At 62.9% G+C, this 25,027-nt stretch carries 24 protein-coding genes and 1 tRNA gene; 11 read left to right on the top strand and 14 right to left on the bottom strand.

The annotated features are described in order from the left end of the window. Positions 1-99 precede the first annotated feature (99 nt). On the top strand, positions 100-1,761 hold the full coding sequence (locus EA473_RS00805; RefSeq protein WP_124193764.1) for a tRNA uridine(34) 5-carboxymethylaminomethyl modification radical SAM/GNAT enzyme Elp3: 1,662 nt from the start codon (positions 100-102) through the stop codon (positions 1,759-1,761). A gap of 87 nt (positions 1,762-1,848) precedes the next feature. On the opposite strand, the gene EA473_RS00800 is transcribed toward EA473_RS00805, so the two are convergent. The 3 genes from EA473_RS00800 to EA473_RS00790 form a co-directional block, all read right to left on the bottom strand. Continuing rightward, entirely contained in the window at positions 1,849-2,070 is a 222-nt protein-coding gene (locus EA473_RS00800; protein WP_243645165.1) for a hypothetical protein, read from the bottom strand. Between the two features lie 114 nt (positions 2,071-2,184). After that, entirely contained in the window at positions 2,185-3,027 is an 843-nt protein-coding gene (locus tag EA473_RS00795) for a ZIP family metal transporter (RefSeq protein ID WP_124193763.1), read from the bottom strand. Between the two features lie 48 nt (positions 3,028-3,075). Continuing rightward, a complete protein-coding gene (locus tag EA473_RS00790) occupies positions 3,076-3,735 on the bottom strand; it encodes a hypothetical protein (RefSeq protein ID WP_124193762.1) in 660 nt (219 codons plus the stop codon). A gap of 464 nt (positions 3,736-4,199) precedes the next feature. Between EA473_RS00790 and EA473_RS00785 the strand changes: the two genes are divergently transcribed. Next, positions 4,200-4,997 carry a VOC family protein gene (locus tag EA473_RS00785; protein ID WP_124193761.1) on the top strand — a complete coding sequence of 266 codons (798 nt, stop codon included), beginning with the start codon at positions 4,200-4,202 and terminating at the stop codon, positions 4,995-4,997. A gap of 18 nt (positions 4,998-5,015) precedes the next feature. On the opposite strand, the gene EA473_RS00780 is transcribed toward EA473_RS00785, so the two are convergent. The 3 genes from EA473_RS00780 to EA473_RS00770 all read right to left on the bottom strand — a co-directional run bounded on the left by EA473_RS00780 (position 5,016) and on the right by EA473_RS00770 (position 10,658). Continuing rightward, positions 5,016-6,236, bottom strand: coding sequence for an MFS transporter (locus EA473_RS00780; RefSeq protein WP_124193760.1), 1,221 nt, complete (start codon positions 6,234-6,236; stop codon positions 5,016-5,018). A 138-nt stretch (positions 6,237-6,374) separates the two neighbouring features. Further along, entirely contained in the window at positions 6,375-9,113 is a 2,739-nt protein-coding gene (locus tag EA473_RS00775; protein ID WP_207890132.1) for an efflux RND transporter permease subunit, read from the bottom strand. Positions 9,114-9,122: 9 nt separating this feature from the next. Next, a complete protein-coding gene (locus tag EA473_RS00770) occupies positions 9,123-10,658 on the bottom strand; it encodes a COG1361 S-layer family protein (RefSeq protein WP_124194063.1) in 1,536 nt (511 codons plus the stop codon). 348 nt (positions 10,659-11,006) lie between these two features. On the opposite strand from EA473_RS00770, the gene EA473_RS00765 reads away from it, so the two are divergent. The 5 genes from EA473_RS00765 (at position 11,007) to EA473_RS00745 (ending at position 16,927) form a co-directional block, all read left to right on the top strand. Then, positions 11,007-11,609 carry a TetR/AcrR family transcriptional regulator gene (locus EA473_RS00765; protein WP_124193759.1) on the top strand — a complete coding sequence of 201 codons (603 nt, stop codon included), beginning with the start codon at positions 11,007-11,009 and terminating at the stop codon, positions 11,607-11,609. A 567-nt stretch (positions 11,610-12,176) separates the two neighbouring features. After that, positions 12,177-14,663, top strand: coding sequence for a BGTF surface domain-containing protein (locus EA473_RS00760; protein WP_124193758.1), 2,487 nt, complete (start codon positions 12,177-12,179; stop codon positions 14,661-14,663). Positions 14,664-16,017: 1,354 nt separating this feature from the next. Continuing rightward, entirely contained in the window at positions 16,018-16,230 is a 213-nt protein-coding gene (locus tag EA473_RS00755; RefSeq protein ID WP_124193757.1) for a hypothetical protein, read from the top strand. 147 nt (positions 16,231-16,377) lie between these two features. After that, complete coding sequence (locus EA473_RS00750) at positions 16,378-16,653, top strand: ribbon-helix-helix domain-containing protein (protein ID WP_124193756.1); 276 nt, start codon at positions 16,378-16,380, stop codon at positions 16,651-16,653. Further along, complete coding sequence (locus tag EA473_RS00745) at positions 16,643-16,927, top strand: type II toxin-antitoxin system RelE family toxin (protein ID WP_124193755.1); 285 nt, start codon at positions 16,643-16,645, stop codon at positions 16,925-16,927. Before EA473_RS00750 ends, EA473_RS00745 begins: the two co-directional genes overlap by 11 nt. Positions 16,928-17,053: 126 nt before the next feature. Here EA473_RS00745 and EA473_RS22045 read toward each other — a convergent pair whose 3' ends face one another. Both EA473_RS22045 and EA473_RS00740 read right to left on the bottom strand, forming a co-directional pair. Continuing rightward, the gene (locus tag EA473_RS22045) at positions 17,054-17,224 is read right to left on the bottom strand and encodes a hypothetical protein (protein WP_165875168.1); all 171 of its coding nucleotides are present in this window, start codon (positions 17,222-17,224) and stop codon (positions 17,054-17,056) included. A gap of 329 nt (positions 17,225-17,553) precedes the next feature. Further along, a complete protein-coding gene (locus EA473_RS00740; RefSeq protein ID WP_207890131.1) occupies positions 17,554-17,895 on the bottom strand; it encodes a hypothetical protein in 342 nt (113 codons plus the stop codon). A gap of 369 nt (positions 17,896-18,264) precedes the next feature. Between EA473_RS00740 and EA473_RS22640 the strand changes: the two genes are divergently transcribed. Further along, a complete protein-coding gene (locus EA473_RS22640) occupies positions 18,265-18,405 on the top strand; it encodes a hypothetical protein (RefSeq protein WP_243645163.1) in 141 nt (46 codons plus the stop codon). Between the two features lie 265 nt (positions 18,406-18,670). Here EA473_RS22640 and EA473_RS00725 read toward each other — a convergent pair whose 3' ends face one another. Then, positions 18,671-20,035, bottom strand: a complete 1,365-nt coding sequence (locus EA473_RS00725; protein WP_124193754.1) for an FAD-dependent oxidoreductase — start codon at positions 20,033-20,035, stop codon at positions 18,671-18,673. 115 nt (positions 20,036-20,150) lie between these two features. Here EA473_RS00725 and EA473_RS00720 point away from each other — a divergent pair, with 115 nt between their 5' ends. After that, positions 20,151-20,438, top strand: coding sequence for a DUF357 domain-containing protein (locus EA473_RS00720; protein WP_124193753.1), 288 nt, complete (start codon positions 20,151-20,153; stop codon positions 20,436-20,438). 181 nt (positions 20,439-20,619) lie between these two features. Here the strand turns inward: EA473_RS00720 and EA473_RS00715 are convergent, their stop codons facing one another. Continuing rightward, entirely contained in the window at positions 20,620-21,357 is a 738-nt protein-coding gene (locus tag EA473_RS00715; RefSeq protein ID WP_124193752.1) for a fumarylacetoacetate hydrolase family protein, read from the bottom strand. 22 nt (positions 21,358-21,379) lie between these two features. On the opposite strand from EA473_RS00715, the gene EA473_RS00710 reads away from it, so the two are divergent. After that, a complete protein-coding gene (locus EA473_RS00710; protein ID WP_124193751.1) occupies positions 21,380-21,628 on the top strand; it encodes a hypothetical protein in 249 nt (82 codons plus the stop codon). Between the two features lie 33 nt (positions 21,629-21,661). Then, positions 21,662-21,736 (top strand) — tRNA-Glu (locus EA473_RS00705). Positions 21,737-22,098: 362 nt separating this feature from the next. On the opposite strand, the gene EA473_RS00700 is transcribed toward EA473_RS00705, so the two are convergent. From EA473_RS00700 to EA473_RS00685, 4 genes are all read right to left on the bottom strand, one after another. Further along, complete coding sequence (locus EA473_RS00700) at positions 22,099-22,404, bottom strand: nickel-binding protein (RefSeq protein WP_124193750.1); 306 nt, start codon at positions 22,402-22,404, stop codon at positions 22,099-22,101. Between the two features lie 324 nt (positions 22,405-22,728). Beyond that, complete coding sequence (locus EA473_RS00695) at positions 22,729-23,421, bottom strand: TOBE domain-containing protein (protein ID WP_124193749.1); 693 nt, start codon at positions 23,419-23,421, stop codon at positions 22,729-22,731. A gap of 119 nt (positions 23,422-23,540) precedes the next feature. Then, a complete protein-coding gene (locus EA473_RS00690; RefSeq protein WP_124193748.1) occupies positions 23,541-24,308 on the bottom strand; it encodes an amino acid ABC transporter ATP-binding protein in 768 nt (255 codons plus the stop codon). Next, positions 24,305-25,021 carry an ABC transporter permease gene (locus EA473_RS00685; protein ID WP_124193747.1) on the bottom strand — a complete coding sequence of 239 codons (717 nt, stop codon included), beginning with the start codon at positions 25,019-25,021 and terminating at the stop codon, positions 24,305-24,307. Before EA473_RS00685 ends, EA473_RS00690 begins: the two co-directional genes overlap by 4 nt. Positions 25,022-25,027: the final 6 nt, after the last annotated feature.

Raw genomic sequence — 25,027 nt, 5'->3', positions numbered from 1 at the left:
AGTGACAGTAATCCGTATCAGCCTGCAGACGTCTTTCGAGACCCACGACCCCTATCGAGTCCGACACGCTTATTCCCGCTGCGCGATCAAATCAGTGTAGTGAGTACCGAGACGCCCGAGCCGACCGAAACCGACGCGTTCGAGCGGGTCTGTGAGACGCTCGTCGAGCGAATTCTGGCGGGCGAGATCGAACGCGACGAGGTCGAGAAGGCGAAACTCGAGGCCTGTTCGGAACACTCCGCTCCGAAAGTGCCCAAAAACTCCGAGCTCCTCGACTACGCCCCGCAGGAACACCGCGAGGACCTGGAGGGGGTGTTGCAGCGCAAACCCGTCCGCACGGCCTCGGGCGTCTCGCCGGTTGCGATCATGACCTCCCCCGAGCGGTGTCCACACGGGAAGTGTCTGTACTGTCCCGGCGGCCCCGACTCGGAGTTTTCCTCCTCCCAGAGCTACACCGGCGAGGAACCCGCCGCGGCCCGCGGGGTCCAGAACGATTACGACCCCTACGGCCAAGTGACGCTTCGTCTCGAGCAACTGCGCGAGATCGGCCACCCGGTCGACAAGGTCGAACTCATCCTGATGGGCGGGACGATGACCGCCCGCAGCCACGACTACCAGGAGTGGTTCGTCAAGCGCGCCCTGGAGGCGATGAACGACTACGACGTCGACGAAGAGCCCGAGCCGGCAGAGGGCGTTAGTTTCGCGGAAGACCCCGAGGAGTACGAGTGGAAGTACCTCGAGGACGTGATCGCCGAAAACGAGACCGCGGACGTCCGCAACATCGGGACGACCTTCGAGACGAAGCCGGACTGGTGCGATCCGGAGCAGATCGACCGTATGCTCGACCTCGGCGGGACGAAAGTCGAGGTCGGCGTCCAGACCACCTTCGAGCGGATCAACCGGGAGATGCACCGCGGTCACGGCGTCAAAGAGTCGATGGAGGCCAACCAGCGGTTGCGCGATTCGGCGTTCAAAGTCGGCTTCCACATGATGCCCGGCCAGCCGGGGATGAGCAAAGAGATGTGTCTCGAGGACTTCCGGCGCATCTTCGAGAGCGAGGCGTGGAAGCCCGACTACCTCAAGATCTACCCGACGCTGATCGTCCGCGGGACGGCGACCTACGACTGGTGGCACAGAGGCGAGTACGATCCGCTCGACAACGAGGAAGCCGCCGATCTGGTCGCCGAGATCAAGGACATGATCCCCCGGTACACCCGACTCCAGCGCGTCCAGCGGGACATTCCGGCGGATTTCATCGACGCCGGCGTCTGGAAGTCTAACCTCCGGCAACTCGCGCGACAGCGCATGGACGAACACGGCTGGTCGTGTGAGTGCATCCGCTGTCGCGAGGCCGGGATGAACGACGACGACCCCGAAACCGTCGACCTCGACGTGATGCGTTACGATGCCTGTGGCGGGACGGAACACTTCATCTCGTTCGAGGACTTCGAGAACGACCTGCTGGTGGGGTTCTGTCGACTTCGGTTCCCCGGCGACCCGGTTCGATCCGAACTCGAGAACGCCGCGCTCGTGCGCGAACTCCACGTCTACGGGACGGAGGTCGCCGTCGGCGGCGAAGGAGAGGACGGCCAGCATCAGCATCAGGGCTACGGCCGTCGGCTGATGGACCGCGCCGAGGAACTGGCCGCCGACGCCGGCTACGACAAACTCAGCGTCATCTCGGGGATCGGTGCGCGCGAGTACTACCGAAACAAACTGGGCTACCACCAGGACGGGCCGTACGTGAGCAAGCGTCTGTAGCCGGTATCGGCCTCGAGTCCCTCGCGGTCGCTCGAGAGTCGGCGTTCAGGCCGTCGACGGCGAATCGGATCGGAGCGTCAGCCAGGGTCAGCACCGCTCGCCCCAGTCCCGCCAGTCGAGATCGTCGTGGAGGCGCACCTCGACCTCGAGGCTACAGTCCGGACAGTAGAACGCGACCGCGCGCCGTCCAGGTTCGAACTCCCGCCACTCGTCGTGGGTTTCACAGCCGACGCGGAGCCCCCGCTCTTTTCCCTCGAGATCCTCGATCCGGTACGGCCCCACCGTTCCGAGCGCATCGGGCTGGCTCATATCTCTCCGTTCGTCCTCGCTCGCCGTAACTCCGTTGCCGTCCCTCGATGATCTCGCGGGACGGAACTCGCTGGCGGTCGTCTCGGCCCGGACCGGAGAGTGGGCGGCCGGCGATCAAACCGCCAGTACCGTATCCACGACGAGCATCAGCGCGAAGCCCGCGACGAACGTCGCCGTGGCCGTATCTGCGTAGCCGTGGCCGTGACTCGAGGGGACGAGTTCGCGGAAGACGACGGCGATCATCGCACCCGCGGCGAAGCCGGCCGCGATCGGAAAGAGCCCGGTGACGAACACGACGAGCGAGAAGCCCACGGCCGCGGCGACCGGTTCGGGGACGCCGCCGGACAGCGTGGTGTAGAGGACGGTCCTCGGGCGGGAAACGCCCGCTCGAGCGGCGGGGACGGCCATCGAGAAGCCGTCGGGGACGTTCTGGACGGCGATGGCGGTCGCGATGGCGAATCCGAGCGCGGTTTCGCCGCTGGCGAACGCGATACCGACCGCGAGCCCCTCGGGGACGTTGTGGATCGTAACCGTCGCACCGACGAGCGCGGCACGTCGCAGGTCGTCGGTCACCGCTGGGTCGTCCTCCGAGCGTTCGCGAGACTCGGTATCTGCACCCGGACTACCGACCCCTTCGAGGTCGTCGACGACGGCCGTCCCCTCGAGGTGACTGCCCCGAAACCGAAGGTGGAGATGTGGCAGGAGGGCGTTGGTCACGAGCAGGAAGGCACCGCCGATCAGAACGCCGGCGACGACCTCGAGCGGCGAGCCGAGTTCGAGTCCGGGCAGGACGAGCGCGAAGACGGCCGCGCCGACCATGATCCCCGCCGCGAGCCCGAGCGCCCCGTCGTAGACGCGGTGGCTCACCCGGTCGGTGACGAGAACCGGGAGCGCGCCGATCCCGGTCACACAACCGGCGACCGCAGCGACGGCGACGACCTCCGCGAACGATGGCACGGTCCCGTCCACATCGGCGCGACGGATATGATTACCGTCGCCGGTCCGTCAATCGATCGTGATCTCGAGTTCGAGCACGCCCAGGTACGACGGGGCGTTGCCGCCGCTGGTCCGGAACTCCGTCGGCGTCGAGTCGACGTACTGGTAGAACTCCGACTGAGTCGAGGGGATCATCGTCGTCCCGTCCTCGCGCTGGAGATACGCGGGCGCGTTCGTCTGTCGGATTCGTTCGACCTGGCGCTCCCAGTCCTCGCCGGCGTGGACGAAGACGCCGAAGGAGAATCGTCCGGAGGAAACCGCCTCGCGTTTGGTCGGGAACTGGTCCGCTTCCTCTACTTTGTACTCCTCGTCGCTTAGCCACGCGAGCGCCGCCAACCCCTCGGTCCGGAGGAGGTAGACGTTCCACGAGAGCGTATCGTCGAAGATCGCCCAGGCGTTGCGGGGACCGACGGTGTCGACTTCGACGCTGAACGCGGGCCGCCCTCGCGATCCGGTCGGCTCGTGGACGAACGTCGCGTCGTAGCCGGGGACGCGGATCCCACGATCGTGGTAGACGACCCCGTCCACCTCGAGCCCGAGGTCGTTTTGCTCGTCGAGTTCCTCGAGAAACGCCGTCACGGAGATGCCGCCGCTCTCTTCGACCCCCTCGAGAAACGAGGTGAGTTCGTAGACGTCGGACCACGGTCGAGTGCCTTCGGGGGTACTCATCGGTGTCGGATCCCTCCGTGGACGTCACGAGTCGGCCGCGTGCGGTTTCGGGGCCGCCCGAGTGCGGTCGGGGCGACTACGTCGTTCATACTCGAGCAAAACAGTCCGGATCGGATTATACTGTCGCTGTCTGCCAGCGAAAGCTGGGGCATTTCGGCGACCGCCCGACGCGCGTTCGATCGCCGATTCCGTGGCCGCGAACTGTGTGGCTGTTCGCCGCAGTCTGTGTGTGGCTGTTCGCCGCAGTCTGTGTGTGGCTGTTCGCCGCAGTCTGTGTGTGGCTGTTTCTTGCAGTCCGGCTACTCCTCGAGTCGGCGATCGGACCGCCGTATCGGTCTTCGCTGCTCAATTCGTCAGACCGCCGGTCTTCGCTTCCCCTTCCCCCTCCCTTTGATTTTCCGCCCTTTCCCCGCCAGACCGCCGGCTTCGCCACGCTTTTTGTCACACCGCGCGTTCGTTCGTCCATGGACGGAACGCTCGATCACGTCATGCTTCGCGTCTCGGATCTGGACGACTCCCTCGAGTGGTACGAAACCCACCTCGAGTACGAGGAGAAAGACCGGTACGAGGGCGAGGACTTCACCATCGTCTACCTCGGCCCGGAGGAGATCCACGAGGAGGGTGCGTTGCTCGAGTTGACCCACAACGAGGGCACGGACGACCTCGAAGTCGGCGACGCCTGGGGACACGTCGCGGTTCGGGTTCCGGAGGGGGAACTCGAGGAGCACTACGAGCAACTGATGGACGAGGGCGTCGAGGACTACCGCGATCCCGAGTCCTGTGGCGGCCGGTACGCGTTCGTCAAAGACCCCGACGGCCACGAGATCGAAATCGTCCAGCGCGATCCCGACGAGGGAGCGCTGTGGTCGCTCGATCACACCATGATCCGCGTCGAGGACGCCGACGAGGCGCTCGGCTTCTGGACGCGCAAGTTCGAGTACGACGAGATCGGCCGTTGGGAGGCCGACACCTTCGCGAACTACTTCGTCGAGCCGCGGGACGCCGCCGCCGAGGCGATGGCCGTCGAACTCACCTACAACTACGACGGCCGCAGCTACGAGATGGGCGACGCCTGGGGTCACCTCTGCGTTCGCGTCGACGACCTCGGGGAGAATTGGGAGCAGTTGCTCACTCGAGAGGCCCCGGACTACCGCGACCCCGAGAGCAACGACGACATGTACGCGTTCACGAAAGATCAGGACGGCCACGAGATCGAACTCATAGAGCGCGACCCCGAGGCCGACTCGCTGTTCCCATTTTAGGACGGCTCGAGCCCGCGTTCAGTTCCGGGCCGCGGACGTCGTCGGCATCGCGAGCGTCAGAAGGACGATCACAGCCATGATCGCGGCAAGCGCCCAGTATCCTTCGTCGAAGTAGCCGTAATCGCCGATCGCGCCGAACACGAGCGGACCGCCCGCACCGACGGTCGCGGTGACGGTTCGCACGACGCCGAGTCCGGTTCCGCGCAGTTCCTCGGGGAACGACTCCGCCAGGTACGACTGGGTGATCGCCCCCGACCCGAGCATGGTGCTTACGAGCGCCGTGATGAGGGCCAGCGCCCAGAGTTCGTCGACGAACGGGAGCAAGAAGAAGCCGCCGACCGGCGCGGCGAGGACGCCGACGAGCGACCCGCGGATGCCGATCCGGTCGTAGGCCCCGCCGGCGATCGGCTTGACGACGACGCCGACGGCGAAAAAGAGCCCGAACAGAGCGCTCGCGATGGCCGGCTGAATCCCCTTTACCGTGATGAGGTAGGTCGGATAGAACGCGGTGAACGACTGCCAGATGAAGATGTAGAGAAACAGGATCAGCGTGATGAACCCCATCGACGGCGTGGAGAGCGCGGGCACGACCGCCCTGACCCCCTCGAGCGATCGTCCCGATCCGTTGTCGTCGTCGGGCGAGGACGTCTTCGGCACGAACATCAGGATGAGGACGCCGAATGCGACCAGAAGCGGGATTACGAAGCCGAGCCCCGCCTGCCAGGCGATCGCGCCCGCGAGGACGGCACCGAGAGGCGGGAGAGCGGTCTGGCCGACGTCGCCTGTCGCCATCGTCACCCCGAGGGCGCTGCCGAGGCGATCTGGATAGAGATTCGAGAGCAAGGTGATGCGCGCGATCGGGTACAGCGAGTGAGCGAGCCCCCACACCGCCGCTGCGCCGAACAGGACGACCGCGGACGGAGCGAAGACGAAGGCGACGAGTGCCACACCGACGACGACCGCGCTCGTCGCCATGAGCGTCCGTTCGTCGTACTTGTCAGCAAGCATTCCGCCCGGCAACTGGCCGATCGCCCCGCCGAGCCACAGGATCGTCACGAGAAGTCCGGCGACCGTCAGACTCAGATCGAACGTCTCCTGAATCGACGGGAGGACGACCGGGAGAATCATCCGCGTCCCGATCAGCAGTCCCCAGGTGGTCGCGACCGCGCCGAGTGCAAGTCCGGTTCCGTCAGCCCACAGTGCTCGAACTTCCCGTTTGAGTGTGTCTCCGACGTCCATTCAACAGCCGTTGAGGGGCGTTTTTCCCGCCCAGTGATAACGGTTCCTTTCACCGCCGTCGTTTTCCCCCTCTTCCGTCGCCGCCTCGAGGCCCCGACTCGGTATCGGACCTGTTCGTTCGGGAAGGTCTCAGAGCGGTCAGGCCCACGGCACCCGTTCGGCTACGTCGTGTCTACTCTCGAGGCGGGCCCAGACGACGATCGTCGACGGGAGTACGAGGATCGAACTGAGCCAGGCGTAGAAGACGCCAAGCGCGAGCAGCAGACCGAACTCCATGATCAGCGGGATGAGTGCGAGATAGAGAACGCCGAGTCCACAGACCGTCGTGAGCATGCTGCCGGTGAGCGCACCGCCGGTGCCCCGGACCGTGACGAGCAACGCCTCGTGGACGTCTTTGCCCGCCTCGTACTCGTCGACGAACCGGTGCATGAAGTGGACGGTGTAGTCGACGCCGAGCCCGATCGACACCGAGAGAATCGGCGCGTTGATCGGACTGAGCGGGACGTCGAAAAACCGCATCGAGCCAGCGAGCAATGCGACGGAGAGTACGACCGGGACGAGATTGAGCACGCCGTATATCGCCCGCCCCTCGAGCCACCAGTACGAGAGGACGAGGAACATCGCGGTGAGCACGAACGCAGCCATCAGGCTCTGGACCGCCGACTCGGTGATCTCCTCGATCACGCTCTCGAAGATGACGAGCTGACCGGTCGCCGTCGCGTCCATCCGCATCTCCGAGGCCACCGTCCGGGCGTCGGCGACCGCCTCGTCCTGTTCGGCGTCGACGTCGATCGAGTAGTCGATTCGCGTCGCACCCCGGTCGGTCGTCAGTCGACTCTCCGCCTGTCCTCCCGCGTCGGATGCGAACAACTCGTCGTAGAACGCGTCGACGTTCCGATCGGGGATCCCGTCGCCGCTGGAGTCGTGGCGGTCGACGGTTCGTGCGAACTCGGGGTCGGCCGCCGCTTGCGAGTCGATCACGCCGACGATGCTGTTGGCGTCGGCCTGGCGACCGTCCGCTTCGAAGGAGTTCGGGGGATTCTGCAGGGCTCGGTCGATCTCCCGGAGTGCGCCGTCCGACCGAAGGTCGTTGTCCTCGACGTAGACGGTCACCGTCCCCTGGAGACTCATCTCGAAGTCCTCCTCTAAGTACGCAAGAACCTGCATGAAGGTGTACTCGCTGGGGGAAAACGGCTCCGGGAGGGACTCGTACTGTTCGACTCGGTCCTCGTCGGGGAAAAACACCTCCTGGTCGAACTCGGTGTCGACGCCCGTTCCGTAGGCGGCGGCACTCCCACCGACGACGAGCATCGCGACGAGGAAGATCGCCGGCGCGACGCGTGCGATCTCGACGCCGACGGGGAGCACCCGTCCGAGAATCGAGTCCTCGTTGCCGAGCGGGGACGTGCCGAACTGCGGGAACCGCGTTCCCTCGCGCAGCCGGTCGAACCCGACCTTGCCGGCCGGAAGGAAGACGCCGAAGATGAGGAACGTAAAGACGATTCCCGCGGCGGCGACGAGCCCGAAGTCGCGGGTTATATCGCTTATCAGGTTCGCCGCGAAGCTGAAGACGGTCGTGATGGTGACGATCAGCAACGCCGTCGTGAGCTGGCCCGTCGTGATCCCCATCGCCTCGCCCACCGCCGCCCCCGTCGCCCGTTCTTCCCGGTAGCGGTTGATGATGTGGATGCCGAAGTCGATACCGACGGCGAGCAACAGCGGGAAGACGGTGATCAACGAGTCCGAAAACGGAATGTTCGCGTATCCCATGAAGCCGAACGTCCAGATCAGCGTCATCACGAGCGCGACGAGCCCGAGACCCAGATCGACCGGATCCCGGTAGGCGATCGCGAGAAAGAACATGATCAGGACGATCGCGGCCGGAAAGACGACGATCGCGGTGTCCCCGAGCAACTGGACCGTCTCCTCGTCGAGGATCGCGTCACCCCAGATGACGACGTTCTCGTCGGTATCGAAGCCGTCGACGTCGTTCGCGATCTCCTGGGTCTGAAACTGGAGGTGTGCGTTGTTTCCCGTATCCGCCATCGACGCGGTATCGTAGCTGACGGCGATCTGTGCGACGCTCGCCGATGCTGACTCCCTGGTGAAGTCAGTGCTCACCGGGAGCCCCGCAGCCTCGTCGGCGTCGGCGATGGCGGCGTCGATCTGGCGCTGGGACGCCCGGTCGACGACGCGGTACTGTTCTTCGGGAGTTTCGGCGGTCGGATCGAGTTGCTGGGCGATCAGCGAGGCCGGACTCGTCGTCGACGTCACCCGCAGGCTCTCCGTCGACTCGACGCGGTCTTGAAACTCGAGCATCCGCAACAGGTTCGGCTTCGAGAGGACGTTCCGGTCGTCCTCGATGAACAACTGGGCGGAATCGCCGCCCGTCTCGCGCCCGTTGTCACCGAAGTTCTCCTGCATGTCGTCGAACGCCTGCTGGGCCGGCGTCTCTTCGGTGAACTGGTCGGCACCGGCCTGTTGCTCGCCGCCGCCGGCCATCGCGCCGCCGAGAAAGAGCGCGGTCACTAACAGAAAGGCGACGACGACGGTCCACGGCCGGTCCGTAATCAGTGGGTTGACCCGGCGGGTGAACGGATCGCCCCCGCGATCGGTTCCGCCCTCTCTCCCGCCGGAGCGAAGGGTGCCCAGGACGGTTCGGGGATCGAGACGGCTCAGCCATCCGTCACCGTCGTCCGGTATCCGGTCGGCCCCGTGCCTCGAGGGGCCGTCGTCGGTGCTGGTGGTGTCGACGTTTGGGGGACGGTCGTCGGTGCCGGTGGTGGCGTCACTCGAGGAGCCGCCGAGGTCGACGCTCGTGGGGCCGTCGGAGCCGGAGATGCCGTCGCTTTCGTCCGTGCGGTCGGGATCGGTCATCGGTCGGTGTTACCGTCTCCGCAACCACAGGCCGACGCCGAGTCCGGCGACCGTGAGCAGAGCCATCCCGCGGACGACGATCGCTCCGAGACTCGTTCCACCGTCGTCCTCGACGGCGACGACGTCGACGGGGTGTTTGTACGTACTCGAGATCACCGTATCGCCCCGGTCGGTGTCGTACTCGAAGTCCAGTTCGACGGGATGGGTTTCGGCGGGTGCGCTGTCGGCCGCCGACACGTCGAAGACGATCTCGGCCGACTCGCCCGGCTCGAGTTCGGGGACGAACGCCTCGTCGTTGGTCGTCGAGAGCGGGCTCTTGGTGTAGAGTCTCGCGTCGACGTTCGAGAGCGTCTGCGGACGCTCGTTCGTGATCTCGAGGACGAACTCGGCGCTCTCTCCCTGGCCGACCGTCGCCGACACACTCTCGAGGGAGAACTCGTCCTGTCGGTCGTCGACGACGACGCGCTCTGAGATCGGGCCGTCGGTGGCCGTCGACCGATCGCCGCTCGTGTACTCGATGGTAAAGCGCAACTGACGGGGGCCGGCGTCGGCCGTCCCGCTGACGTCGGTCGGGTAGGCGAACTCGACCGTCTCGCCCGGCTCGAGTTCGGGCAGGGCATACCGGGTGTCCTCGACGTGGAGCGAGTCGCTCATCGGCTCGACGATCAGGACGGCGTCGTCGACCGCTCGCGGCCCGTCGTTTGTGAGTTTGCCGGTGACGTCGCCCTCGTAGCCGACCGAGAGCGTGTCCTCGACGTTCGAGATCGAGAACGTCTGTTCGGGCGCGGGTGACAGACTCGCCGTCTCCGGTCTCGCTTCGCGTTCGATTCCCGACCCGTCGCGGTAGCTGATCGCGACCTCGAGTGGCTTGTTCCCCTCGCTCGTCGTCTCGGCGATTGCGACGTCGGTGGTCACGTTCGTACTCTCTCGGGGCTCGAGGTCACCCAGGACCTCCTCGGCGACTTCGCCGTCGACGACGACGCCGCCACCGCCGGTGATCGTCGCGCGAGCCTGGTTGGCCGTCTCCGAGCCGACGTTCTGGATCTCGAGGGTCGCGGGACCGTCGCCGCCGGGTTCGACGTCAGTCTCGACGTCGCTGATCTCGAAGCGAGGTTCGTCCGGGACGACGACGTCGATCCGGTGGGTTTTGCTGGCGGTCAGCCGCTGTGGGCCGCCGGAGGAGACGCGGTTGGTGTAGGCGTAACGAACCTGGACGGTGACGGTGTGTTCGCCGGGTTCGACGTCCTGTGGAACGTCTATCTGCAGCGGTGCGGAGGCGACCTGCCCGTCCTGAATCGGTCCGATCGGCGTCTCGCCGCTTTTCGCCTCGAACGGCCCGGCGTCGCGGATCTCGACGCTCACTCCGCGAGCGGTCGTCACCCCCTCACCGCTTCCCGTTCGGACCGTCGCGTCGTTCCCGACGTTGACCTCGAGCGTTTCGGCCGATCCCGGCTTCACTTCGTTGTCCGGCAGGTAGACCTCGAGGTTCGGTTCGCCCTGTTCGAGACCCTGTGCGACGATGGGTCCCGACGCGGCCGCGACCATCCCCATCGACACGAGGACGACGACAGCGACCGACACGATCGCGCGACGAGTCACGGTTCACCCTCCGTCGACCGCGAGCCCCGGTGGGTATCGTAATCGACCATTACGGACAATCCATCTCGAGGGCGGGACGCGTGGAGGGCGTAATCGCTCATTACACATATCTTCGCCAACAGGACCATAGACCTTGTGATTGAACGTTCATTCACACCGTTTATTACCCGCCGTCACGACTCTCGGTTCGATGATCGACCGCATCCGCGACGCCCGGCGGACTCGAGGCGAAATCGCGCCAGCGGGCCGCGTTCGTTCCGAGCGCCGGAATCCGTCGCGGCGGGTGAGCGGTTCGTGAGCGACGATCCGTTCGAGGATCCCGCCGACACGCGAGAGGAGATTCTCGCGGCCACGTACCGCGCGCTACGTACGCACGGGTACGCGGATCTAACTATAAACGCTATCGGCGACGAGTTCGAAAAGAGCACGTCGCTGGTTTACCGCCACTACGACGGCAAGGACGAACTCGTCCTCGAGTGTCTCTCGTTCATGCTCGAGCGGTTCGAACGCCGAATGACCGACGAGGACATCGCCGATCCCCGTCGTCGTCTCGAGGCGTTTCTCGAGTGGGGGCTCGACGAGGAGATGCCGCCGGCGCGTCGCAAGATGGTGGCGACGCTGATCGAACTTCGGTCACGTGCCGTCCACGACGGCGACTACACCGACCACTTTACGAAAAGCGACGCGGTGTTCGAGGCTCACGTCGCTGACATCGTCCGCTCGGGAATCGACCAGGGGGAGTTTCGGGAGTGCGATCCCGATCGGGTGGCCGCCACGCTCGTCACGATGCTCACGGGCGTCATGTTCCGGCGGTCGACCCACGAGTCCGGAGACTGGCTCGAGGACGTCCGCACCGAGATCGAGGCGTATCTGGACGCGACGGTCTATTCCGAGTGACCGTCCCCTGACTCCGTTCGTCGCCACTGCACGTCAGTCCTCCCTGAGCACCAGATAGGTTGTCGAATCGTGTGCCATACGGTCTGCTATGTGTCTTTACCGGTCGGTCGCAGAACGGTGGCCGATCGACCGGCAATCAGTCATAGCAAACCGTCTCAATCGATGTAGTTGCTCGATAATTCGCTGGAAAAGCGTCGTTACCCTCGTCACGTTCGGATCGGTGGCGATCTCCCGAGGCGAGTCCGAAATCTGCGTTCGTCGGCTCGATCGCCTCGACCCGTCTATCGATGTGAATGGTCCACACGCTGAGGCGTAACACACTATTACTCTCAGGAGTCGCGTTTCGTCGCGAACGTAATATACACAATCTTCTACACTAAAACAGACGGATTTTTGTGCGGAAAGTGATCGGAGAACTAGAAAGCTTATTACAGGGGACCATAAAGCATCGGTTACCCCTACCCGGGAGTCTTTCCCAGAAGCCCCCTCGACACCCTCGAGGTGTGGGCCGGTGGGAAGCTGCCTGGTACACAGACAACCAATGCGAAATCAGACAATACACAACACATGAGTACACGAAACACGACATCATATCGCGAAAAGGGACGCGCAGTGTTCCTTGCCGCGCTGATGGTTATGTCCGTTTTTGCCATGTCCGCTGCGTTTGCGGGCTCGGCGGCGGCACACGATCATCCAGCTGAACTTACGTACGAGTACGACGGTAGTATCGCCTGGCAAGGACAAGACGTCATCGCCTATGGCCAAGACCTAGACGGCATCACAGACAATGAAGTCGAACTCCGACAGGTCAACAGCTTCGGCGATGACGATACGTCCTTCGAGGCGGAATTGACCATCCAGACTGCTGCAGAGGCAGAAGTCAACGAGACGCTCGAGGACAAACACCCGGGTGTCGACTCATCTGACGTTCAGGACTGGAGCGTTGTTGTCATCGACACGAGTGACCTCGATGAGGAATACTTCTTCCTCGCACACGAGAGTCTCCCTGCACAGAGTGACGATGTCTCCAGCGGCGATGCGTTCGAAGTGAGCGTTCAGTCGCTGAGCGCTGAGTTCGACGATGACGAAGTCACCGACGAAGGTGACGGCGCTGTCACGGAGATTGAGTTCGACTCTAACCGTGGAGCCTACGACGTGGTCGTTGACGCCGACGGTGACCTTACCGCCTCGGAACTCGACGGCATCTTCGCCGCCCACGGTAGCATCGATCTGAACACTGAAGACGACGAAATTACGCTCAACGGCGTCAGTGACGGCGAATTCGATGCAGACTTCGCTGGCATTGACACCGACGACTACGAATTCACGTTCGAAGTCGACGACACGTCAGCTGAAGCGACCGCTAACATCTCTGTTGTCGAACACGACCGCAGTGGTTCGTTCGACCAGAGCGTTTACACGCAGACCGCCGGTGACATCGTCGAGTTCACGGTTGACCTCGATGACACCGACGAGACGTGGATCCAGATCGGTGACGAAAACGCTGGATTCGTTGACGTCGTACACGTCGTTGACGACGAAGAAGACGGTGAAGTGAGCTTCCAGGTCAACACCCGTACGCTGGGTGCCCACGATGCTGACACCGAGGACGTCTACAACGCTGGTGACGACGAACTCACGAGCGAAGTCCACGACGGTGTTGGATCGACTGGTGCCGACTTCCACGACGAGGAAGTCGGTGATACGCTCGGTTCGAACGGCGACTTCGCTGACTACCTCGACGAACTCGGGCTGATCAGCGATGCGTCGGACTACCAGTCTACTGAATACCAGCTGACCCGACCGCTCCAGGCGACCGACTATGACGTCGCTGCCAACGGAAACGGTGACTTCATCGTCGCTAGCGACGGTTCGTCCGAACTCGACGACGAACTCGACCTCGCGACGCTCGACCTGACGACGCCCGGTGTCGACTCCATCAGCACGTGGGTCGCCCCAGGTGACGACGCAGACGAGGACGAACTCGACGATCTCCTCGATGCCGCTACTGAGCGAACGGACATCGCAGAGGACGACCGTCTCATCATCAAGGCCGAAGCGACCGGTCTCTACGGCGCCATGGTCTACCACGACAGTGAGGACTGGGACGCACTCGATGACGGCTTCAGTGCCAGCACCCTCGAGGCGCTTAACGACGATAACTACGAAGGTATCAACTTCGGGGTCGAAGCTGACGACGCAACTGGGAACCAGGACCCAACCGCACTGAACCTCGGAGCGGATTCAGATGAGGTCCTCGTCATTGCCGACAACGATGCAGGCGAATTCTACGTTGTCGTCGACACGAGCTCCAGCAATGCATTCGACCGCTCCCTCGCGGACGGCATGGACTTCACCGCTGAGCTCGAGTACGAGACCCACCCTGACGAGCGCTACAAGTACGATAATGGTGGCGCGCCATTCGACGGCACCTACCACAACGCGTATCCGTACTTCCAGGCTGACTCCGACCAGTCCGTGAGCACTGAGTTCACGATTGTCGAACCCGCCGTGACGTTCGACAACCTCGACGAGGACGACAACGTCCAACTCGAGACCTCCGATGAGTTCACCGTCACCGGTGAGACGAACGTCGCACCCGGATCGGACTCCACGGTCCGCATCCGTAACGCTGGCGACACGCCAAGCTTCCTGCACACCCTCGAGGACACCGAGATCGCCTCGGACGGAACCTTCGAAACGGGAGCTGTCGACCTGAGCGACCGTAGCGAAGGCGACGAGGGTGAACTCACCTTCCGCATCAGTGGAAGCGGAATCGGATCCGCTGACGCTGTCTTCGTCGACAAGATCGCTGACGACGACGACAAAGCTGACGACGCTGACGACGAGCCAGAGCCGTCTGACGACGAGCCAGAGCCGTCCGACGATGAGCCAGAACCGTCTGACGACGAGCCTGAGCCATCCGACGACACGCCTGAGCCGTCCGACGACGAGCCTGAGCCAGAAGACGATGACGTGCCCGGCTTCGGTATCGCCGTCGCACTCGTCGCCCTGATGGCCGCCGCGATGCTCGCGCTCCGCCGTCAGAACTAAACGCTTCCTAACTACCGGATTTCGATCCGGCCTTTCGGTGCGGCTTTCATTTTTTGCGACGCTACACCCGATAGCGACAGCACACTGCTCGCTTCGCTCTACTGTTCAACGAGAATCAGCAAAACCGCAAGGATATATTCCTGACGGACTCCCTCTTAGATACTGCCCTCTCGTATTTCCTACCATTATCCGGATGACAAGCAGTTCTCGTTGGACTTTGTAAACCACGGTCTCGAAACACGAGTTTGCGAACGATTTCAAACAACTGCGGTGAGCGAATAAGCGAGTTGTCTGCATCGAGGGTCGAAGAATATCACATAATCCGAAAAGAGTTGGTGGACGATCAGTCCTGTAGTCGTGCGACGATTCGTCCGGTTTCCTCAACTTCTTCACTCCGGTTCATGTCGAGTTGTTCTTCTAACTCTCGGATCGACTCTTCCAACGTCATACATGAAGATGAGTCGGACAAACTGGTAAATGTACCGACAAGCGGGTTGCGGTGAGAGGTAGTAGTTGCTTTCTGTACTCCAGTCCCGCGAGCGAATCGGCGGCAAGCAATGGCTGTGTTGACTGCTCGAGCCAGTCGACTGCGTTTAGCTCTGCCCACCGAATTGACGGCCGGGAGCGCGTACCCGTGGTGCGGGTCGCGCGACCCGGGGGAGGGCAGGCGGTTCGGAGCCTGGCGGACTGAAAGGGCGAGACGACGTCGCGCCAGGGGGGAGTCGCTGCGGTGGCACTATCGGAACGGCGCGGTTCGGAGCGCAGTGAGAACCGCGCGGTGAACGGGGAGGAACGACCCGTGAACGAAGTGCCGATATCCGCCGCAGCGACCGCGAGGTCGTCGAGGGCTTTCGACACCGACGCAAGGACTCGAGTGTCCGCCAATCCGGAAAATCCTGCTGAGTCACTGTTTGTCCGTTCGCACTTGTGCCGCGCGCGTCGTATTATAGACGGAGATCGGGGGTATATTCATAGATGATGGGGTTAGATATAAGTCACTACACGTCATCAATCAGAACGGAAGCCACTCTCCACGCGTCGCAGGGGGCTGCGCTCAAATGCCCCGGGTGCTGAAGACACCCGAGACGTGGCTTCCAAACACGTGAGGATTGGATGCCATGATTGCGTACATACTGACGGGATATAAACGTCCCGCACGGCCGAGGAATCGCCCGACTCGAGTAGCGTCGACTCCGCAATCGTGGCATCGACGAACGCGTCGGGACTCACGTCGCCGGACATCTCGAGCGGCGTCTATCTGCGAAGGCACTCGTGATACCGCCCTCGAGAGGCGTCCGAAGACCGACACGCTCGAGTCGGCCGCGCGCCCGTTGCTCGCCCGCGGGGTGGGGCGATGAGCGACGAGTTCACCCTCGAGAGCGACGCGAGACGCGAATCCCTCTTGCCGCCGTGTCCGGTGTGCGGAGCGGGGGTCTCCGTCGTCACCGTCTACGGCCCCCTCGAAGGGGAAGCGTTCCCCTGTGGCTGTCGCGTCTCGCCCGCCGTCCTCGGCCATCCCCCCGACGCGTTCACCTCCTCGCTCGAGGACGCACTCGAACACCGATAGGTATTGCTCGTCTGTGGAAGCGGCTCTCCTTGCTCGTCTGTCGATGGCTCCCCACTGCTCGTCTCCGCTCGAGTTCGACTGTTCGTGGGGACCGATGCCCCCCAGCGACGGTACTGTTTTGTGTACACACTACGTACGTACGCTCGTATGTCACAGGCGGATGCGAACGACTCCGATCCGGAAATCGAGCGGATCAACCTCCGCATTTCGCGCTCGTTTCGCGAAGTCATCGACGAGACGTGGCGCGAACGCGGCTTCAACAGCCGAAGCGAGTTCATTCGATACGCGCTTCGAGAGTCGGTGAACCACCCGGAGGGCGCGAGTTTTTGGAAGGATCTCGCGATCAGCGAAGCGCAGTTCGACGAATCCGAAGGGCGCCCGAGCGAGGAGATCAAAGCGGCGTACGGGTCCGATGACGAGTGAAGAGAACTGGGACTGGATATTTTCACCGCGGGCCGAGGATCAGTTCGCACAGCTGGACTCGAGGACACAAGACCGCATCATTTCGAAATTAGACGACGTCGTCTCTTCTGAGTGGCGTGAGCCCAGTGATTTTCTCGATCCATTGTCGAACTCCCCCTTCCAAAAGTTACGAGTCGGCGATTATCGCCTGGGTTGTCGCCTGCGCCGCGAGGACCGCGTGGTCCGCATCGAAAGCGTCCGCAAACGAGAGGGGGCGTACTCCGGAGACGACTGATGCGGACTGGTACAACGGTGTACCGACGCACGGTCTTCGACCACCTTCCCGATCCGTTCACCTCCTCGCTCGAGGACGCACTCGAACGCCGATAGGTATTGCTCGTCTGCGCTCGAGTTCGACTGTTTATTCGTCCTCGAGAGCCGCATAGATCTCAGCGTGTCGACGTCTGTCGAGTTTCCCCATCTCGAGGGCGATTTCGTGACGCTCTGCGTCAGTTTCGGCGGACTGATATCGCTCGTAGAGCCGGCGGACGTCGTCGTCGACCGCCGCTGAAGAGTCAGTACTGGATGCCATGCATCCAGTGAACGTACTCATCGTGTCCTCTTTTCAGTTGCGGCGAGCGCAGGCTCGGAAGTATAGTAATAACTGGAACTATTTCCACACTGTTCGCCGTTCCGCGGTTCTCGCTTGCTTCGCTCTGCTCACGGCTCCCTTCGGTCACCGCTCGCCGTTCCACGGTTCTCGCTCACTACGTTCGCTCCGAACCGCGTACACTCCGAACCGCGTTCTCGTCGTACGATCAGGTGTGCAGTGACTTCCAGTCGCTACTATAGTTATCGTTGGATTCGTAACCCGGATGAACCCGACTCCCACTGACTCCGCCAGTTTCTCGAGGGCCGCTGTCACTTGCCGCCGACGTGGTTGAGGGCACTGTTCAACTCGAAGAGTTCACGGACGACAGTACTGTCCGCAACTCGGTATCGACGTGGAGACGTGTTCGGGACCTCCTCGATGAGTTCGACCTCGAGCAAGAGATCAGTATAATTCCCGACGGTCTGACGCGTGACGCCAGCGTGCTCTGCGAGTTCGGTTTTGTTGAACTCGCGGTTCGGCGGTAGGTCGAGCAACGCGTCTACGAGGATCGGGATCGCGTCGTGCTGCGTGAGGTAGAGCCACCCGCTTGGGTGTTCCTTCCGGAGCGCTTTCTTCTCCCCGCGGTCAGTTGCGTGCTCCATACTGCTCATACGGAGAAATACCACCCGGTGTTCGTAAGTATTCCCACTAGCGTTAACCGCGATTAACAGGGTCTATGTGAAAGTGGATGTGTTTCGCCACACCGACAACGCTTATGGTAATACGGAGGTATAGTAGCCACTGAAAGTCATTACACACCCGATCGCCAGACCGATCGGCGATCGGTGTGTAAATCGTTTCAGTTGTTACTATAATACAGACGTATGTCCGACGCTGATACAGGGGCCAACGACGACCCCAACATGACGACGATCACGCTCAAGATTCCGCAGGCGTTCCTCGACGACCTCGATGCGACGTGGTGAGCCGAAGATTTCCCGTCCCGTAGCGAGTTCATCCGGTGGGCGCTTCGGGACGCCGTGAAGCACCCCGCGTTCTCGCGGAAGGGGTGGAAGGACATCGCCGTCAGCGAACACCAACTGGCGACCGGTGAGGGACGAACATACAGCAGCGACGAGATTCGAGCGCGTCTGAACGAGGATACGGATGCCGGCGAGTGACGACGAGTGAGACTGGAAATTCACCGACCCCGCAGCGCGTGAATACGAGAAGCTCGAGCCGCACGAGCAAGAGCCCATCGTCTCGAAGCTCGACGAGATCGTCACCGCGTGATCCGAGCGACTACCTGGAACCACTCACCGGTGTACCGCATTCGATGCTCCGCATCGGCGCGTTTCGTCTCGGAAGTAAGGCAGTCCAGGCTGACCAGATTCTGTGGGTTCACACCATCGAGAAGCGTTCAGGGGCCTACAAACCCGGCGACGACTAATCGTCCGCTGCCGCCACTTCCGTTCCGGCGGACTCGGCGCGCTCTAAGTCCTCGAGATACTCGTCGGCGTCGAGTGCGGCTTTCGAGCCCATTCCGGCGGCGGTCACCGCCTGCTGGTAGTGGTAGTCGACGACGTCGCCAGCGCCGAAGATGCCGGGAACGTCGGTCTCGGTCTGGCCGCCGCCATCGCCGCCCTGGGTTCGGAGGTAGCCCTCGTCGTCCATCTCGACGCCGGTTCCCTCGAGGTAGTCGGTGTTGGGGGTGTGGCCGATGGCGAAAAAGACCGCGCCGACGTCGAACTCGAACTCGTCGGTTTCCGGATCGTCGAGGCGGTCGGTGGGATGGCCCTTGTCGTTTTCGACGAGGGTGACGTAATCGACGCCCTCAGCCTGGGAGCCGTGGATCTCGATCAGTTCGGTGTTTTTCATGATCTCGATGTCGCCCTCCTCGACCTTTTCGTGGACCCGGTCGACCCAGTAGTCCTCGGCGCGAAACTCCTCGCGGCGGTGGGCGATGTAGACCGTGTCGGCGAACTTGGTGAGAAACGTCGCCTCCTCCATCGCGGCGTCGCCGCCGCCGACGACGAGCATGTCCTCGTCACGGAAGAACGCGCCGTCACAGGTGGCACACGTCGACAGGCCGTAGCCCATGAGTTCGTCCTCGCCGGGGACGCCGAGCGTGCGGGCGCTGGCTCCCGACGCCGCGATCACCGCGTCGGCGGTGTAGACGTCACCGTTGGTCAACTCGACGCGGAACGGCCGCTGATCGGCGTCGACGGAGTCGACGATGCCGTTTTTCAGGTCGGCACCGAAGCGCCGCGCCTGCTCTTTCATGTTGTTGACGAGCTCCGGACCGCTGATCCCCTCGGGGAAGCCGGGGTAGTTCGCCACGTCGGTCGTCAGGGTGAGCTGACCGCCGGGTTCGTCGCCCTCGATGACCAGCGGCTCGTTGTTCGCGCGACCGGCGTAGATCGCCGCCGTCAGCCCGGCGATACCCGTCCCGGCGATGATGAGCGTGCGGTGCTCGACGACGTCGGCGGCGTCACCGCCTTCGGTTCGATTCCCCTGCGGCCCGTCGCTTTCGCCGTCCTCGTCCGCGAGACCCAGCTTCTCGTCGAGTTCGCCCGATTCCTCGAGTGCGCTGGTGTCGTCCCAGCCGCCGATCAGTTCGTCGTCGACGAACACTTCGGGTGCGGTCTTGCGACCGCCGGCGCGTTCGACCATCTCCTCGAACAGCTCGTCGTCGCCGGTGACGTTGTACGTCTCGTACTCGACGCCCTTGCTGTCGAAGAGGTCTTTCGCGTTCTCGCAGTAGGGACAGTCCTCTTTGGTGTAGATTTCGACTCGAGGCAGGTCGCTCATTTGTCTGTCTTTCTGTAGGGAAACGCGGCCTAAACCGCTTGCGTTCCCAGCGGAATCGTGCCGGGATCGACGACGCGGTCGACGCGTTTACGGCCGCGAGCGCAGTGGTGGACGTATGGCCGCGGATCTCGAGGAGAAGACCGATCGATACGGCGAACTACTCGCGGAGGCGCTCGAGGCGGCGACGATCGCGCCGCCGGAGGGGACCCCGATGGCTGAGGCCGCCGCCGACTGCTACGAGATGGCGTCGTCGTACCTCGAGGACGGGAGACACTTCCGCGAGAACGACGACCCCGTCAACGCGCTGGCGGCGTTTTCCTACGGACACGCCTGGCTCGACGCGGGCGCACGCGTCGGTCTCTTCGACGTCCCGAGGGAGGGACACCTGTTCACCATCGAGTAGGTCGTCGCCGCTCTCGAGACGTCTGAGTCAGTCGAGTTCACGGAGTTCGTCGAGGCTGGCGGGAACTCGAGTCCCTGCCAGAGACGACTCGAGTCGTCTCATACGGTTTACTGTACGTCATTGCCGGCGCACCCGCGACCCAGGCGGCGGGTGCGCCGGTACACAGTTACAGTAATCCGTCTCAGGGAACTCGGATCGAGTGTTCGAGCGTGCCGACGCCCTCGACTTCGATTTCGACGTCGTCGCCGTCGGCGAGCGGGCCGACCCCTTCGGGGGTGCCCGTGGCGATGACGTCGCCGGGTTCGAGCGTGAGGTAGGTCGTGATCTCGGCGATCAGTTCCGGGATGGGGAAGATGAGTTGCTCGAGCGAGCCGTACTGTCGAACCTCGCCGTTGACTCGCGCGCGGACGAACGCGTCGTCGGGGACTTCGTCGGGAGTCGCGAGCACCGGCCCGATCGGCGCTGCGCCGTCGAAGGCCTTCCCGCGGATCCAGTTTCGTTCTTCCTGCTGGTCGTCGCGGTTCGAGACGTCGTTGACGCAGGTAAAGCCCTCGACGACGTCCATCGCGTCCGCCTCGGGGACGTGGCGACACTGCTCTCCGATGACGACGCCGAGTTCGGCCTCGTAGTCGATCCGGTCTTTCCCGGCCGGCGCGGTGACGGTATCTCCGTGGCTCGCGACCGTGTTCGGTCCTTTCAGGAACAGGAGCGGCCGATCCGGCGTGTCGGATCCCATCTCGTCGATGTGTTTGGCGTAGTTGCGGCCGACGCAGACGATCTTCGAGGGATCTGACGGCGCGAGGACGTCGATTTCGTCGCTCTCGAGGCTGTAGCTTTCGTTTCCGAACTGGACGTGACCGTTTTCGAACTCGCCGCGCCGGACGGCACCGGCGGGGTCGCGGAATCGAACGTATTTCACACCCGACGGATCGAACCGGGAGGTGAAAAGCGTTGAGATGTCGTCCGTCGGCGCGTTTGCGTTCGATCTCTCGTGGCTCCTCTCGAGACACGCACGAAAATGTAACCTCACGGTCATAGCTATCGACAGGTGGGTTGGTGTCCGTCGCGACGGACCGATCAGCGCCGACGTTCCACGAGAGCGATACTGTCGGACGGCGGTCAGCGAGGGGACGACCTCGAGTGCGTCAGTGTGTATCACGACGCCGTCGGAACGGAACGCTTTTTACTAGGCCTCGGCAACCAGAGGATGCGTACGAACGCACGCTCCGTTGGTGTAGTCCGGCCAATCATTTCGGCCTTTCGAGCCGATGACCTGGGTTCAAATCCCAGACGGAGCATTTTTGCGAACGTAGTGAGCAAAAAGCGCACGCTCTGGGATTGAAGCACGGAAATCCGAGCGTAGCGAAGATTTGCATCGGGTTCAAATCCCAGACGGAGCACTTCTTCCTGATCAGCGGACGGCTTGAGATTGGAACACCAGTAGAGTGTCAGAGAACGGATCGCATACTGTCTTCGTGACTCTCAACGAACGGTAAGTACGGGGCAAGCAGTTACCGAAGCAGCTATTGGTCTATCCGACCGCTGCCAAAAGTCGCCTGCTGAATAGAGAGTGTGAAGTCAACACCGCGACTCTATTTGTTTCGATCCAAACCCGGTAAATCGGTCATTCCGTGGCTTTTCGAAAGCCGCGAAAGAACGGTTAGTCGAAGTCGCCTCCAAGAGGTTGGCCAGGGCGATCGATACGCGAGATGGGGAGTTCAGCCCGGTTTGCATGTTCCCGCACTGCCTCTTCGCTCTCTGCCTTGTAGTGACAGTGTGTTCCAGTCACGTTTCCGTCTTCGTCCGTCAAGACCTCCGACTCCACAGCACGCACTTTCATCCCCTCATCGTCGAGTTCCCAACGGCACGCAGTCGATCGCTCATCCACTGTCTGCAGGTCCTCTTGGGTGATCGGTTCCTCTAGCTCTCGGAGAACAAGGAAGTCCTCCAGGTCGGATTTACTCATGTGATCACCTTCTGTTCCTATCTCTGGGGTGTCGCCCGATCGAATGGGAATCCACCCCCTTGAACTATGTGAGACAGTAGCATAAATTCATCTCCTGCAAATAACCAGAGACTGATCAGGGTGTGACGGGCCATGGCTTACCCGATCGATGACCGATACGCGCCCGCTATTCACCACGACGCTACGAACCTCACTCGAACCTGATAGAACGCTCGCTGATCGATAAGCGTTCCTACTTGTTTGACATCCTCACACCAGATCCAGACGCTCGAGCGAAGCGAGGGCGACCGTCCTGGACCTGTTCAAATCCCAGACGGAGACGTCCTATTCGGAGTCGATCGAAATCGCTCGAGCGGCCGTCGCCTTGAACGAGACGGCGATCTGTCGGCCACACTCGAGACCTAACCGATCCGCGCTGGCGTTCGTGACGAGCGCCTGGACGGACCCCACTTCGAGTCCGACGGTTACCCTGGTGATCGCGTCGCCGGCCTCGAGGCGTTCGACGGTGCCGAGAAACCGATTTCGGAGGCTGGTTCCGTCTCCCTGGGGCGTCTCGGCCGGGTCGGTCAGGACGACGGCGTCGGAGCGGACGCTGACCTGAACCTCGCTCGCTCCCTCCGGGACCAGCGCGAGGATCGAGCCGATCTCCGAGTCGACGGTCGCGAGTTCGCCGTTTCGGTCACTGACGGTGCCGGTGAAGACGGATTCGGTTACGCGAGCGACGCCGTCGAGTTCGGCGTCGTGGCGGTCGAACCGCCTGCACAGGTCGTGGGCCGTCTCGGTCAGGTCGGTTCCGCCGCCGCCGCTTCCCCCGCGTTTTCGCTCGGTGATCGGGCCGACCGCGTCCTCGATCTCGACGACGCGGTTTTGCAGTCGGGCGTACGATCGCCCCAGGTCGTCGGCCGCCTTATGCATCGATCCACACCGGTCGATCGCCGCGAGCATCTCGACGTCGCGACGGTCGATGGTGACGCCGTCGACCGAGAGCTTCGTGTTGTATTCCTTTTCGATCGTCATGATCGGTCCTCGAGTGGGTGTCGTACGGATTGCTGTCCCTCTTTACCGGAGACCGCGGGATGGCACCAGCCTCCGGAAACGACTGACAGCAGACCGTATCAGCGCCACGGTGGTTCCCGTTAGTATATCAACTCCCCGTCGATAAACTTCCGGGTTCGGTCGTCGCGCGGCATCTCGAAGATCCGCTCGGTCTCGCCGACTTCGATAATCTGGTTTTCGAGGAGGACGGCGACTCGATCCGCGATACGCTCCGCCTGGTGCATGTCGTGGGTCGCGATGACGACGCCGATCCCACGATTTCTGGCCTCGAGAACGGCGTCTTCGAGCACTGCCGTATTTCGCGGATCGAGATCCGACGTCGGCTCGTCGAGCAGGAGCATCTCGGGATCGTACGCGAGCGCGCGGGCGAACGCGACCCGCTGTGCTTCCCCGCCCGACAGCGACGCGGCGTCCTGCTCGGCTTTCTCGCGCAATCCGACGGTCTCGAGGGCGTCGATCGCGTCGCCGGTGCCGTTGGTCCGCCCGACGAGAGTCGCGAGTTCGTGTCGAAGGCGGTCGGACCAGGGTTTGCGAACTCGGAGCCCGTACTCGGCGTTGCGACGCACGCTCGCGTCGAAGAGACTCGCCTCCTGAAAGACCATGCCGATGCGACGCCGGTAGTCGAGGCGCTTTCGTTCCGAGACGTCCCAGACGGCCTCGCCGCCGAACTCGATGGCTCCCCCGTCGGGTTCGTCGAACAGCGCGAGCAACCGAAGCAGGGTCGACTTCCCGACGCCGGACGGGCCGATGATCGCGAGGACTTCGCCGGGTGCGACCGTCAGGGAGACGCCCTCGAAGACGGGGTCGGTCCCGTAGCCGTGGTGGACGTCGTCTGCGGTGAGCGTCATCGGTTCCCTCCGGTGTCGCCACCCAGTCGAACCACGATCGCGTTGACGATCAGGACGAGCACGACGAGGATCGCGCCGAGTATCATCGCCGTTTCGAAGCGGCCCTGTCGCGCCTCGAGTTGAATCGCGGTCGTGAGCGTTCGAGTGACGGACGTCCCGTCCGAACCCGCGATGTTGCCACCGACGATGAGGACGGAGCCGACTTCGCTGATCGCTCGTCCGAATCCTGCGAGGACTGCCGTCGCGATTCCGTACCGGGCCTCCTTGATGGTCACGAGGGCGACGTCGGCTCTCGTGCCGCCCATCGCGAACGCCGCGTCGCGAACGTTCTGTTCGACGCTACTCACCGCAGCGAGACTCACGCCGGTGATGACCGGCGCTGCGAGCACGAACTGGGACATGATCATCGCTTCGGGCGTGAACACGAGATCCCACGATCCGAGCGGTCCCTCGTTGGACACCGTAAACAGTACGACCAGTCCGACGACGACGCTCGGAAAGCCCATCCCGGTGTTGATGATCGAGGTGAGCAGCGTCTTCCCGCGAAAGTCTTTAAAACCGACGAGAAGTGCCACGGGAATGCTGAACAGCGTACTCAACACGACGGCTGTGATACTTACGTAGAGCGACACCCGGATGATACTCCGAATGTAGTTCCACTCGAAGGGGAAATCGACGACCAGTGGCGACAGGACAGATAGCTCGAGTGGCATCGTCGA

Origin of the sequence: Natrarchaeobius chitinivorans, assembly GCF_003841505.1 — an archaeon.
Lineage (GTDB): Archaea > Halobacteriota > Halobacteria > Halobacteriales > Natrialbaceae > Natrarchaeobius > Natrarchaeobius chitinivorans.
Note: the sequence above shows the minus strand (reverse complement) of the source record. Positions and strands in the feature narration are given on the sequence as shown.